The 13,436-nt window shown below is 73.1% G+C and carries 8 protein-coding genes and 1 riboswitch; of the genes, 1 reads left to right on the top strand and 7 read right to left on the bottom strand.

Annotation, left to right across the window (positions count from 1 at the left end):
- Positions 1-223: 223 nt before the first annotated feature.
- Together ACFVQ0_RS24595 and ACFVQ0_RS24590 are read right to left on the bottom strand one after the other, a co-directional pair.
- Positions 224-1,294, bottom strand: coding sequence for a lactonase family protein (locus tag ACFVQ0_RS24595; protein ID WP_390091352.1), 1,071 nt, complete (start codon positions 1,292-1,294; stop codon positions 224-226).
- Between the two features lie 105 nt (positions 1,295-1,399).
- On the bottom strand, positions 1,400-2,911 hold the full coding sequence (locus ACFVQ0_RS24590; RefSeq protein WP_390091351.1) for an FUSC family protein: 1,512 nt from the start codon (positions 2,909-2,911) through the stop codon (positions 1,400-1,402).
- Between the two features lie 289 nt (positions 2,912-3,200).
- A riboswitch (cobalamin riboswitch) is annotated at positions 3,201-3,418 on the top strand.
- Between the two features lie 161 nt (positions 3,419-3,579).
- Here ACFVQ0_RS24590 and metE point away from each other — a divergent pair.
- The gene (gene metE, locus ACFVQ0_RS24585) at positions 3,580-5,898 is read left to right on the top strand and encodes a 5-methyltetrahydropteroyltriglutamate--homocysteine S-methyltransferase (protein ID WP_390091350.1); all 2,319 of its coding nucleotides are present in this window, start codon (positions 3,580-3,582) and stop codon (positions 5,896-5,898) included.
- A gap of 29 nt (positions 5,899-5,927) precedes the next feature.
- Here the strand turns inward: metE and ACFVQ0_RS24580 are convergent, their stop codons facing one another.
- Genes ACFVQ0_RS24580 through ACFVQ0_RS24560 form a run of 5 tightly spaced genes read right to left on the bottom strand, consistent with a single transcriptional unit; the run spans position 5,928 to position 13,258 of the window.
- Positions 5,928-6,755, bottom strand: a complete 828-nt coding sequence (locus ACFVQ0_RS24580; RefSeq protein ID WP_390091349.1) for an ECF transporter S component — start codon at positions 6,753-6,755, stop codon at positions 5,928-5,930.
- Positions 6,752-8,416: an ABC transporter ATP-binding protein gene (locus tag ACFVQ0_RS24575; RefSeq protein WP_390091348.1), complete on the bottom strand. Its 1,665-nt coding sequence runs from the start codon at positions 8,414-8,416 to the stop codon at positions 6,752-6,754. Before ACFVQ0_RS24575 ends, ACFVQ0_RS24580 begins: the two co-directional genes overlap by 4 nt.
- Positions 8,413-9,594, bottom strand: a complete 1,182-nt coding sequence (locus ACFVQ0_RS24570) for a CbiQ family ECF transporter T component (RefSeq protein WP_390091347.1) — start codon at positions 9,592-9,594, stop codon at positions 8,413-8,415. The genes ACFVQ0_RS24575 and ACFVQ0_RS24570 overlap by 4 nt, the downstream gene beginning before the upstream one ends.
- A 5-nt stretch (positions 9,595-9,599) precedes the next feature.
- Complete coding sequence (locus ACFVQ0_RS24565; protein ID WP_390091346.1) at positions 9,600-10,553, bottom strand: hypothetical protein; 954 nt, start codon at positions 10,551-10,553, stop codon at positions 9,600-9,602.
- Entirely contained in the window at positions 10,550-13,258 is a 2,709-nt protein-coding gene (locus tag ACFVQ0_RS24560) for a prenyltransferase/squalene oxidase repeat-containing protein (RefSeq protein ID WP_390091345.1), read from the bottom strand. The genes ACFVQ0_RS24565 and ACFVQ0_RS24560 overlap by 4 nt, the downstream gene beginning before the upstream one ends.
- Positions 13,259-13,436: the final 178 nt, after the last annotated feature.

The following is a 13,436-nucleotide window of genomic DNA, read 5'->3' as shown; positions in this document are numbered from 1 at the left end:
AGAACGGCCGCTCCGAGCCGAGGTCACCGCGCCTGGAGGCGTACCAGCGGCTGCTGAACGGCTGGGCGGCCAAGTACCCCGCCCACGGCACCCCCCTGCCCCCCCCCCCCCCCGCCCCCCCCCCCCCCCCCCCCCCCCCCCCCCCCGGGCCCCCCCCCCCCCCCCCCCCGGGGGGGGGGGGGGGGCCCCGCCCCCCCCCCCCCCCCCCCCGCGCCCGCGCCTGTCAGGCGAAGATCACACAGGAGGCCGCAGGGGCCTCCAGGGAGCCCTCCTGGACCGGGATACCGGTCTCCGGGTCCACGGCGAACCAGGCGACGTTCCCGGACCGCTCATTGGCCGCGTACAGCCGTCGCCCGGCGGGGTCGAGCGCGAGGTCGCGCGGCCAGTGGCCGCCGCAGCTCACCGTGGTGACCAGGGACGCCTTCTCCCCCGTGGCGTCGAGGCCGATGACCGAGATGCTGTCGTGCCCGCGATTGGCCGCCCAGAGGAACCGGCCGTCGTGCGAGACGACGACCTCGGACGCGTAGCTCGCCCCGGCGGCGCCCCCGGTCGCCTCCACCGGCAGCAGGGGCGTCTCGTCGACCGCGTCGAGGACTCCGGCGGCGGCGTCCCACCGGCACACGGTGACCGTGGGTTCGAGCTCGTTCAGCACATAGGCGTGAGCGCCGTCGGGGTGGAAGGCGAGATGGCGCGGCCCGGTACCCGGCCGCAGCGCCGTCTCGCCGTGCGGGCGCAGCGTGCCGGTCTCCGCGTCGAGCGCGCAGATCCGTACCGAATCGGTGCCGAGGTCGACGCTGAGCACCCAGTTCCCCGAGGGGTCGGGGAGCACCTGGTGGGCGTGCGGGCCCTCCTGGCGGGCGGCGTCCGGCCCGCTCCCCTCGTGCTGGAGCACGCTGTCGGGGGCGCCCAGCGAACCGTCCGCGCCCACGGGCAGCACGGTGACGCTCCCGGAGCCGTAGTTGGCGGTCAGCAGCCGGCCGCCCGCGAGGGCCAGGTGGGTGGGGGCGTCCCCGTCCACCGGTCGGAGGGCGCCGATCGGCCGGGGCGTGTCCTGGGTGACGTCGAGCGCCGCGGCGGCTCCCGGCCCGGTCTCGCTGACCGCGTACAGGACCGCGCCGCCGGGGCCCCCGCCCCGGCCCAGTACCAGGTAGGAGGGGTCGGGCACGGAATCCGTCGCGCCGAGGACGGTGAGCGCCCCGGTCTCCCGGTCCACGGCGGCGACGGTGATGCCCCGCCCGCCCGCCGAGGTGAAGGACCCGATGAATGCCCGTCCGGGCCCGTTGCTGCTGTCCACCGCACTGCCTTTCTCCGCCGACTGATCGCGACAGTGGGGACCGTCGCGATCTTCCGCGGCGACGGTAGCAGTGCGGCAGGTGGTCTGGACCAAAGGGTGCGGGTATCAGGCGGCGGCGAGCGGGGCCCTCGGCGGGCTGTGCAGCGGCGCGGCCAGTTCGGCCAGCGCCCGTTCCAGGCCGTGCAGATGGGCGAGGGCGGGTTCCGCCTCGGCGGCGTGCGCCGGATTCCCCGCGGCGAGCGGGGTACGGGCCGGCCGCCCGGGAGCCGTCAGCGCTTCCACCGCGCTCTCGACGCGCCAGCAGGCGGCGGCGAGCCTGGCGTCGTGCGAGGCCTCCGGATCGGCGGCGACGGAGGCCAGTCCGCGCACCTCGCGCGCGCAGTCGTCGAGCAGCGCGAGCACCTGACGCGCCCGCGCCTTGCGGGCCCTCACCGGGTTGAGCGGATGCACCAGCGGCGCCAGCGACAGCCGTACCCGGCCGAGGATCGCCTCCAGCTCGGCAACGTGCCGGGGCGGGTCGGCGTCCTCGCTTCCCGCGAGCCGGGCGGCGGCCTCCGCCGTACAGGTGTGCACGCACCGCAGGGCCCGCTCCACCCAGGCCTCGGTCACCGAATGCGTGGTCACCGGCAGCACGAACAGCACCGCGAGTACGGCACCGAGCGCGCCGGCCCCGGTCTCGGTGACCCGGAGCACGAGGAGTCCCGCGTCGAGCACGCCGAGCAGCCCGTACAGCATGCTCGCCATCACGGTGACGGCCAGCATCATCCAGGTGTAGGAGACGGCGGCGGTGTAGAAGATCCCGAACACGCCCACCGCCACGACGGCGGCGGCCACGACCGGCTCGTGGTGCAGCGGCACGGCCACGGCGAAGCCCAGCCCGATGCCGAGCACGGTCCCCAGGAACCGCCTGAACCCGCGCACGACGGTCTCGCCTCGCGAGGTCGTGGCCACGAACACCCACCAGGTGGCGCCGACCGCCCAGTACCAGCGCTGGTCGGAGAGCAGCTGCCCCACCGCGAGCGCGAATCCCGCGCCCAGGGTCGCCTGTACGGCCTGCCGCGTCGTGATCCGCCGCAGCCCCGTCGCCCCCGAGGGAAGGCCGACCGCCACGGGGGCCGCGATCCGGCGCTCGTAGCACCACACCCCGAACCGGACCAGCGACGACGCGGCGAGCGACAGCAGCACCGCCGCGTACAACTCGGGCAGCTGGCCGGGCACGGTGTGCAGGAACTGCGCGGAGAAGTAGGCCATGAAGGCGAATACGCCCAGCGAGTGCCCGCGCGGCCCCCAGCGCCGCGCGTACACCCCCGCCCCGACGACGGCGAGGAACGCCAGGTCGCGGGCGACGGGCACATCGTGCAGGACGGCGGCGAGCGTGAGCACCGGGAGGCCGACGACGGGGAGCAGCGCGGTCGTCGTGGCCTGCCCGCGCACCGTCGGGTCGGTCACCGTGAACAGGGCGAGCAGCGCGGCCAGGCCCCCGGTGATGGCCGCGACCAGCGAGTGCCCCGCCGCCCCGCACAAGGCGACGGCGAGCCCGATGCCGAGCACGGCCCGGGACGCGAACCGCAGCCGGATCCGTCCGGGATCGTGTGCGACGAACGCCCTCTTCAGCAAGTCGCCTCGCCCCTTTCGCGCATGACACCAGCGCAGACATGAGAAAGGCGCCACAGAGATCCCCGAGGGACCCGCGGCGCCATTGACTCCACTATCTCAACACCTGGGGAGCTAATGGTTCAACTCGACCCCACTCCTATGTGCCAATGGCCCAGCAATATCGCTTCCCGCCCGACCATGGCAGAGCCAACGGACCAGCCCGAGGACCAGTGGGCCCGGGAGGCCCGTCCCCGTCGCCTTCCGGGTCCCGGAATGTGAACAGCGGTGCCGCGGAGGCGGTCCACCCCCTAGGCTGGCCGGTGCAGCTGGTTCGCCCTGTCCGCCAGGCAGGCGCGTCGCAAGAGGGAACCCGGTGTGAATCCGGGACTGCCCCGCAGCGGTAAGTGGGAACGACCGCCGTCATACGCACTGGATCCGTCCGGATCCGGGAAGCGACGGCCAGTAGGAGTCTGCCCCCGGCAGACGCGCCCACGAGTCCGAAGACCTGCCCGTTGCCCGCACCCGAACCCTCGGATGCGGATATCCCGGTGACCTCGTGGGCGGGTCGGCGTACGTATCAGACGGAGAATCCGCGCCGAGGCGTGTGGGTATCCGTCCGGTTCGTCATCCCTTCGCGTCCGTGTCCCGTCTCCGGGATGTTCAGGAGTCATCTCGCGAAGGAGATTTCCGTGACACCCAAGCCCGCGGCCGCAACAGCACGAGCCACCGTGTACGGCTACCCCCGACAGGGCCGGAACCGGGAACTGAAGAAGGCCGTCGAGGGATACTGGAAGGGCCGCGTCACCGCCGGTGCCCTCCGGGAGACGGCGGCGGAACTGCGCAGGTCCAACTGGAAGCAGCTGGCGGACGCCGGCGTCCATGAGGTCCCGACCGGCGATTTCTCGTACTACGACCACGTCCTGGACACCAGCGTCATGGTCGGCGCGGTCCCGCGGCGGCACCGCGAGGCCGTCGCCGCCGACGCGCTCGACGGGTACTTCGCGATGGCTCGCGGCACCCAGGACGTGGCGCCGCTGGAGATGACCAAGTGGTTCGACACCAACTACCACTACCTCGTCCCCGAGCTCGGTCCTGACACCGTCTTCACCGCCGACTCCACCAAGCAGGTCAGCGAGCTCAGGGAGGCAGTCGCGCTCGGGCACACCGCCCGGCCGGTGCTCGTCGGCCCGGTCACCTACCTTCTGCTGGCCAAGCCCGCTCCGGGGGTGGCAGCCGGTTTCGAGCCGCTCACCCTGCTGGACCGGCTGCTGCCGGTGTACGCGGAGGTGCTCGCGGATCTGCGTGCCGCCGGGGCGGAGTGGGTGCAGATCGACGAACCCGCCCTGGTCCAGGACCGCACCCCGGCCGAGCTGAACGCCGCCGCCCGCGCCTGCCGTGACCTCGGCGGCCTCACCGACCGGCCCAAGCTGCTCGTCGCCTCCTACTTCGGGCGGCTCGGCGAGGCGCTCCCCGTCCTGGCGAAGGCCCCGGTCGAGGGTCTGGCACTGGACTTCACCGATGCCGCCGCCGCGAACCTCGAAGACCTCGCCGCCGTCGGCGGGCTTCCCGGCAAGCGTCTCGTCGCGGGTGTCGTCAACGGCCGCAACGTCTGGATCAACGACTACGAGAAGTCCCTAGCCACCCTCGCGACCCTCCTCGGCCTCGCGGACCGGGTCGACGTGGCGGCGTCCTGCTCCCTGCTGCACGTCCCGCTCGACACGGCGCCCGAGCGGGACATCGACCCGCGGGTCCTGCGCTGGCTCGCCTTCGCGGAGCAGAAGACCGCCGAGATCGTCACGCTCGCGAAGGGACTGGCCCGGGGCACCGGGGCGATCTCGGCCGAGATCGCCGCCAACCGCGCCGACCTCGCGTCCCGCACCGACTCCCCGATCACCCGCGACCCCGCCGTCCGAGCCAGGACCGCGGCCGTCACGGACGCCGACGGCCGCCGCTCCCAGCCGTACACCGAACGCGCCGCCGCCCAGCGGGCCCACCTCGGGCTGCCGCTGCTGCCGACGACCACCATCGGCTCGTTCCCGCAGACGGACGAACTGCGCACCGCCCGCGCCGACCTGCGCGCGGGACGGATCGGCACGGCCGGCTACGAGGAGCGGATCAAGGCGGAGATCGGTGAGGTCATCGCCTTCCAGGAGAAGACCGGCATCGACGTCCTGGTGCACGGCGAGCCCGAACGCAACGACATGGTCCAGTACTTCGCCGAGCAGCTCACCGGCTACCTCGCCACCCAGCACGGCTGGGTCCAGTCCTACGGCACGCGTTACGTCCGCCCGCCGGTGCTCGCGGGCGACATCTCCCGCCCCGAGCCGATGACGGTGCGCTGGACCTCGTACGCCCAGTCCTTGACCGGGCGCCCCGTCAAGGGCATGCTCACGGGCCCGGTGACCATGCTGGCCTGGTCCTTCGTCCGTGACGACCAGCCGCTCGGCGACACCGCACGCCAGGTCGCGCTCGCGCTGCGCGACGAGGTAGACGACCTGGAGGCGGGCGGCACTTCGGTCATCCAGGTCGACGAGCCCGCCCTGCGCGAGACGCTCCCGCTGCGCGCGGCGGACCACGCCGGGTACCTGGAATGGGCCACCGAGTCGTTCCGCCTGACTACCAGCGGGGTTCGGCCGGACACCCAGATCCACACCCACATGTGCTACGCGGAGTTCGGCGACATCGTCCAGGCGATCGACGACCTGGACGCCGACGTCATCAGCCTGGAGGCCGCCCGCTCGCACATGCAGGTCGCCCGCGAACTCGCGGCACACGGTTACCCGCGCGAGGCCGGTCCCGGCGTGTACGACATCCACTCACCGCGCGTACCCGGTGCCGACGAGGCCGCCGCCCTGCTCCGCAAGGGGCTGGAGGCCATCCCCGCAGAGCGCCTGTGGGTCAACCCCGACTGCGGCCTCAAGACCCGTGGCTGGCCCGAGACCAGGGCGTCCCTGGAGAACCTGGTCGCCGCGGCCCGCACCGTGCGCGGCGAGCTGTCCGCCTCCTGACCTGAAGGACTCGGAGCGGCGGCCGGAGGTTACCGGCGGCCGTCCGAGTCGGCCGGTCCGGCGGGCGTGAAGCGGACCGGTGCCTGGAAGCGGGCACGTCGGGCGGCCCGGCGGAACGTGGTGAGTACCGCCGGGCCGGCCAGCGTGACGCAGACGAAGTTCGTGACGGCCCGGCCGGTGTCCCAGCCGAGGGACGTGGCGAGGTCGAAGGCCAGGTACCGGTGCCACTGCTCGGTGAAGGGCAGGCCGGGCAGATAGGCGAGGGAGCTGTTCGGGTCGAGGGAGAAGGGCCAGAAGGACAGGTTGAGCAGGAAGCCGAAGAGGTAGCCGGACACCGAACCGTAGGTCGCGAGCATCAGTACCTCGCGGCGGCCGGTGGCCCGGGGCAGAAAGCCGGCGAGCATGCCCACGAACGCGCAGCCGAACATCTGGTACGGCATCCACGGCCCGACACCGCCCGTGATCAGGGCGGAGGTGAAGAGTGAGGTGCAGCCGAGGGTGAAGCCGAAGCCCGGCCCGTAGACGCGCCCGGCCAGGACCAGGACGAAGAAGACCGTCTCGATCCCGGCCGTCCCCGCTCCCAGGGGCCGCAGCGCCGCGTTGACCGCGGACAGGACGCCGAGCATGGCCAGGGCCTTGGAGCTGATGCCTCCCTCGGCGATCTCGGAGAGCACCACGCAGAGCACGAGGACGAGCAGGACGCCGAAGATCAGGGGCGGGGCGTAGTTCGAGCCGAACTTTCCCGGTGCGACGACGAAGGGCCAGAAGAAGGCCACCACGCCGAGGAACGCGGCCAGCGCGATGACCAGTGAGACACGGGTGTTGAGCCGGATGGCCGTCGCGGCGGTCGCGCTCATGCCCGGTCCTCGCCGTCGTGGGGCGCGGGGCAGGGCGAAGCGAGTGCCGAGGTCACCTGGTCCACGGTGAGGAACGGCAGCGGTGCCAGGATCTTCGCGGTCTGCGGTGCGAACACCGGTGAGGCGACGATGACTTCGGACGTGGGGCCGTCCGCGACGATGTCGCCCTCGGCCATCACCACGACCCGGTCGGCGGTCCGGGCCACGAACTCCACGTCGTGGGTGGAGATGACGACCGAACGGCCCTCCCCGGCGAGCCCGGCGACGATCCGGGTCAGCTCCGCCTTCGCCCGGTAGTCGAGCCCGCGGGTCGGTTCGTCGAGGAGCAGCACCTGAGGTGTCGCGGCGAGCTGGATCGCGAGGACGAGAGCCAGTTTCTGCCCTTCGGACAGGTCACGGGGGTGGGTCGCCCCGGCGATGCCCGGCGCCAGCCGGTCGAGGATCTCCCGCGCACCGGGGTTCGTGGCCCCGTCCGCCGACTCGCGGTCGGCCTGGCCGAGTTCCTGTTCGACGCTCTCCAGATAGAGCAGATCGGCGGGTGTCTGCGGGACGAGGCCGACCAGGCGCCGCGCGTGGGCCGCGGGCAGCGCGTGCGGATCGTGCGCCGAGCCGTCTCCCGTGACACGGACCGTGCCGGCCCTTCGCGGACCGGACCCCTGCAACGCCCACAGCAGGGAGGACTTTCCGGAGCCGTTGCGCCCCATCAGTGCCGTGATCTCGCCGCTCCGCAGGTCGAGGTCGGCCTCGCGGACGGCAGCGACGCCGTGATAGCTGACGGTGACTCCACGGGCGGTCAGCAGGCGGGGGGCGCCGGCCGCGGGTGCCGGGCGCACCGGGGCGGGCGTCGCGTCGGCCAGCTCGGCCCTGAGCGGGACGGCGGCGCGGCGCGCGTCGCGGACGGACAGCGGCAGCGGGCGCCAGCCGGCGGTGCGGGCGAGTTCCACGATCGGCGGGGCGATGGAGGACGTACGGAGGATGTCGGCGGGAGGCCCTTGGACTACGCGCCCGTCACCGGGCAGGTACACCACCCGGTCGGCGTACTGCACGACGCGTTCGAGGCGGTGCTCGGCCATGAGGACGGTGACTCCGAGGTCGTGGACGAGCCGGGTGACGGCGGCGAGGACCTCGTCCGCCGCCGTCGGGTCGAGGGCGGAGGTGGGTTCGTCGAGAACCAGGACGCGGGGATGGGCGGTCAGGACCGATCCGATGGCCACCCGCTGCTGCTGCCCGCCGGACAGTTCGTGGAGCGCGCGGTGGCGGAGGTCTGCCAGGCCCAGCAGGTCCAGGGTCTCCTCGACCCGTTTACGCATGACCGGCGGCGCGATCGCCAGCTGTTCCATGGCGTAGGCGAGTTCTTCCTCGACGGTGTCGGTGACGAATCCGTCGAGCGGGTCCTGCCCGACGACTCCGACGACGTCCGCGAGTTCCCGGGGCGGATGGGTTGCGGTGTCCCGGCCGTCGACGGTGACGCGGCCATGGAGCGTGCCGCCCGTGAAGTGGGGCACGAGCCCGTTGACAGCGCCCAGGAGAGTCGACTTGCCGACCCCCGTGTGACCGACGACGAGGCAGAGTTCGCCCTCCTCGATGACGAGGTCGACCTCGCGGAGGGCGGGTTCGGCCGCCCCGTCGTACCTGACGGTGACCTGATCGAAGGTGATCACGTGGTTTCGGCTCTCTCGGTGCGCTGTCGGGGGACGACCGGGTGGGGCGGGGCCGGCGGCGGTGCGAGGAACCCGGCGGTCCCGGCGAGCAGGATCGCGCAGGTGGGCACCAGCGGGAGCGTCGGCCAGCTGAGCGGATAGATGGAGGGGTTGAGCTCGGCCGCGTCGTAGCCCATGTTGCTGAAGAGCAGGACGGCGGAGAGCACACCGGCGCCCGCGACGGTCCATTCGGGCAGCAGCCACGGGTCCGGCCGGTAGGTGGTGCGCGAGACCCTCCGTCCGCCCAGCCGCAGGCCCGCCACGCACAGCGCGGCTCCCGCCGCCATCGCCGGGAACCCGAGGAAGGCGGGGGTGGTCGCGTCGAGAAGGCCGTACGCCCCGGCGCACAGGCCGCACATCCCGAGGAGCATGAGCGCCCCGGTGGCCCGTCGGGAGCGGCGGGTGGCGGTGCCGGCGCGTCCGTATCCCCGGGAGTCCATTCCGGCGGCCAGACACAGGGACCGTTCCAGGGCGTCCTCCAGCACGGGGACGACGATGCCGCGCAGGGCCTTGAGCCCCCTGCCGCGCCCGGCCCGCAGCCGTCGGGCGCGGGCCACTCGTTGCACGCTCTGCACGAGTTGGGGCGCGACGCTGATGGCGACGGTGACGGCGACGCCGAGTTCGTGCAGGGCGCCGGGCAGGATCCGCAGGGCGCGTTTGGGGTTGGCGAGGGTGTTGGCGGCGCCGATGCAGCAGAGCATGCAGGCGAGCCGCAGACCGTCGGTGGCGGCGGACAGGAGAGCTTCGAGGGACACGGGTCCGCCGAGCTGGATGCCCGCGTACCAGTCGGGGGTGGGGATGTGCGGGAGGGAGAAGAGGAAGTGGTCGTGCGGGGTGATGCCGGTGGCGAAGACGGCCCGGAACAGGACGCGGATCGCGACGACGGTGAGGGCGAGGTAGAGGTAGTACTTGAATCCGCGGGCCCAGGGCGCCTCGGTGCGACGCGTGGTAACGACGTATCCGAGGACGGCGAGCACGAGGAACAGCAGCAGCGGGTTGTTGGTGCGGCTGACGGCGGTGGCCAGCGCGAGTGCCCAGATCCACCAGGCGACCGGGTGCAGCGTGCGCGGAAGGCGGCGGCCGATGTCCGGGGTGTGACCGGACATCGGCACGGCCTCCACGGGCGTGGCGTGTGACATGCGGGTCACTGTGTGCGGCGTCGGCGCTTGGCCGCGAACACGGCCGCTCCACCGACGAGCACGATCAGCGAGCCGCCCACCACCACCGGCACGAGAGAGCCGGCGTCGACCTTCGCGTCGGCGGCCGGCTCCGCGTCGACCACTCTGGTCCCGGTGCCCGACGGGCTGGGCGAGGGACTGGGGGTGGCGGTCGCCGAAGGGCTCGGTGACGCGGATTTCGATGCGCCGGGCGACGGGCTCCTCGACGGCTTCGCCTTGGCGGAGGCCGGTTCCGAGGGGGTCGGCTTCGAGGAGGGCGGCTTCGAGGAGGCCGGCTTCTTCGGCTCGGGCACCTTCGGGCCGGTGTCGGTGCCCGGGGGGAGCGCGGGGGCGCGTTCGGTCGAGGCCGGCTTGCCGACGTCGCCCCGCGCCTTCGTGTTGTGGGCCCGGAGCTGGTCCGGGGTCAGCGTGGGCCGTCCCTCTGTGCCCTCGATGTTCGTACCGCCGAAGATCCACAGATCGACGCTGCCGGGCTTCGGCTTGTAGAGCATCGCGCCGAGTTGGCTGTACTCCCAGGAGTTCGCGCCCGGATCGGCGTGCCAGTAGGACCAGTAGGCGGAGGCAGGTGGCGTCAGCACGCAGTCGTCCTGCTGGGGCGTCGGATACTGCTTGCCGCCCTGCTGCCCGCTGTAGCCGATCCGGCAGATGAAGGCCGGACCGTCGTGCCCGGTGCCGGTGGTGCGCCAGCCGCCCTGGTTGAGCAGTTCGTACCCGGTCGTGGGCGTGGTGCCGCAGGAGCGGTAGACGGGGCCGCCCCAGTGGCTGAAGTCGACTGCGAGGACGGCTCCGGACGTGGTCGTGCAGCGGCCCATGGGCTGCGGATCCGCAGCCGCCGGCGCCGCGTTCGCCATGAGCGCGGCGGCCGACAGGAGAAGGGCCGCGACCGTCCGAAGGGCTCCGCGCCGTACCGGGATGCTCATATCCGTCCCGCCCCCGATGCCCGGCGACGGGCCACGACGACCACCCGCCATCCGGCGCCCACCAGCAGCGCCGCGAACCCGGCGAGCACACCGGCCCGCACACCGGTCGAGGCCAGCGCTCCCCCGCCGGAGCCTCCGGTGCCGGTGCCGGTGCCGGTGTCGGTGTCGGTGTCGACGATGCCGCCCGTTCCGCCTGTCGAGCCGTCGGGGGTGATGATCGACGGGGTGGACGCGGCGGGGCCGGGTGTGGGCTGGGGCGAGGTCCCGGCCAGGCTCCGCACGAGCCTGCCGAACGAGATCCCGGTGGCACCGCCGACCGCCTGGGTGGAGGCGCGCAGGTCCGATCCGCGCTGCCCTTCCTTCGCGACGTTGAAGCCGCCGTCCTTGTTCTGCTGGCCCGCGAGGAACTTGCGCGCCTTGGCGATCTCGGAGGCGTACCGCTCCGCGTCCAGCGAGAGCCCCTGAACGGCGAGGGCGGCCGAGTTGACGGAGTTTCCGGCCGCGCCGGGGAAGCCGCCGTCGGGAAGCTGCTCGCCCGCGATCCAGCCGAGTGCCTTGTCCACGGCCTTGTCCGCCTTCTCGCCACCGGCCAGGTCCAGGGCCATCGCGGCGATGGCGGTGGAGTCGACGTCGGAGTCGCCCGTGGCGGGGATCAGGCTGGGCCAGGCACCGCTGCCGTGCTGGAAGCTCTCCAGGTAGGCGACCGGCGCCCGGGCCGCCCGCTGCTCGTCGGCGCGTACCTGGGCCATGATCGCCAAGGACTGGGAGAAGACCGAAGGGGCGTACGCGTAGGCGCCCTTGGCCGCGCAGCTGCGGTCCGGAGCCTTGCTCGGTCCGGCGCACACCGCCTTGCCGAGCGCGGCGATGAGGTCCTTGCCGCCGAAGGAGCGGGGATCGCGGCCCACCGCTTCGGCGAGCAGGGCGGCCTTGCCGATGGATCCGCCGAGCGCGTACTCCGTACCCGTCCCGGTCCAGTCCTGGAGGGTCCTGCCGGCCCCGTCCTTCCCGCCCTTGTCCAGGAAGTCGACGATGCCCCGGAGCTTGTCGTCGCCCATGCCGGTCGCCACGAGGGCGTAGGCGCCGTCGATGGTGAGCCCGAAGTCCGCGCGGCCCGTGCCGTCCCCGTAGTACCGGCCCTGCTTGAGGTTGGCCGCACGGGTGAGGTAGGCGACGCCCTTCTTCAGATCGGGGCCCCGGCCGGCCGGAAGCTTCGGGCCCTCGGTGGGCGGTCCAGTCGTCGGGGGCTTCGTGGCCGGCGGGTCCGTCGGGTCCGGCTTCTTCGTCGTCAGGCGGGCGAGGTCGGTGCCCGCACCGGCCAGGACCGCCGGGCCGGTGGCGTAGAGCACCGGGTCCGTTGCGTCCTCCTCGAATCCGAAGCCGCCACCGTCGAGCTGCTCACGCGAGAGCCAGGAGACGGCCGCGTCGGCCCGGGTGGTGTCGCCGAGCGCGCGCAGCGCCTGGGCCGCGTACGCGGTGGCGTGGACGCTGCCGGCCGTGGACCCCGTGTAGCCGGGGAACGCCCCGTCCTCGCGCTGGGCCTTCTTCAGATAGGTACGCGCCTTCGCCACGGCGGCGTCCTGGCCTGTGGCCTCGCGCAGGGCCAGAACCGTCAGGCCGGTGGTGGCGGGGTCTCCGTCGCAGTATTCGCCGGGGCGGATCAGGATGCTGGTGACGCCGCCGCCGTCGCACTGGAGCCGGGTCAGACGCTCGACGGCCGCCGTCGGAGGCGTCGCACCGGAGCGCAGCACGGCGAGGAGCGCGAGTGCCTGTCCTTCGCCGTACGAGGCGTTGCGGAAGTCGCCCTTCGCGGAGCAACCGGGGGTGTGGGTGCCGGACTCGGGGCCGGCAGCGCAGACGTTGCCGATGAGGTCCGCGATCAGGTCGTGGCCGCCGAAGGCATGCGGGTCGCGCTCCGTGGCCTCGGCGAGGAGGGCGAGCCGAGCGGCCGCCGTCGCGTCGGGTGCCTGGTCCTTGCCGGACGGGTAGGCGTAGTCGTCGGTGTGGGCGGCGAGGAAGGCCGTGACCTTGTCGAGGGTGGCGCTCGTGCCCTCGGCGGCGGCGAGCGCGTAGGCCGCCTCGGTGGTCAACAGGTAGTTCGGGGTGTCGGCGCCGTCGTCGACGACGCGTTCGCCGTCCTTGAGCGCACCCTTGGCCCAGGCCGCCGCCGCGGTGGTGTCGATCTCACCGGCCGGGACCGTGGGCGTGCTGCCGCCGGGGTCCGGGGTCTCTTCGCCCCCGCCGGCGCGCACGTCGTCAGGGGTGAACGTCGGCCCGCCGGTCGTGCCGCCGATGTCGGTCCCGCCGAACACCCAGGCGTCGACGTCACCGTCCTTCAGGTCGCGGCTCATGGCGCCGTACTGGCTGTACGTCCACTTGGTCTGTCCCGGCGAGGCGACCCAGTAGGACCAGTAGGCGGTGGCCGGCGGGGTGAGGACGCAGGACTCCTGGTCCGTCGTCGGGTACTGCGTTCCGGAGCCGAGTCCGATGCGGCAGATGAAGGCCGGGCCGTCGTGCTGCGTCCCCTCTGTGGTGAAGCCCGCCTCGTGGAGGAGTTCGTATCCGGTGGTCGGCGTGGTGTCGCAGCCGCGCTCGACCTTGCCGCCGAAGGGGCCGAAGTCGACAGCGACGACAGCGCCCTCGCGGGCCGTGCACGCGTCGACGGGACCGGCCGCGGCCGGGGTGCCCGTACCGAGTGTCACGCACATGGCAAGCAGGAGAAATGCCACCGCCACCAGGGACAGGAACGCTCTGGTCCCCGGCTTCCGGTCTGTTCGCTGTGCGGTCCCCACCGCGGCCCCCTCGTTCTGTCTCCGTGGGGACACGAACGTGGCTGAGCCCACCGCGACCACGCGTGATTCACCGCATGGCGGGGCTGGTCGACCA

Source organism: Streptomyces sp. NPDC057900 (assembly GCF_042887885.1).
Lineage (GTDB): Bacteria > Actinomycetota > Actinomycetes > Streptomycetales > Streptomycetaceae > Streptomyces.
The sequence above is the reverse complement of the archived record's forward strand: the minus strand, read 5'-3'. Positions and strand labels throughout refer to the sequence as shown.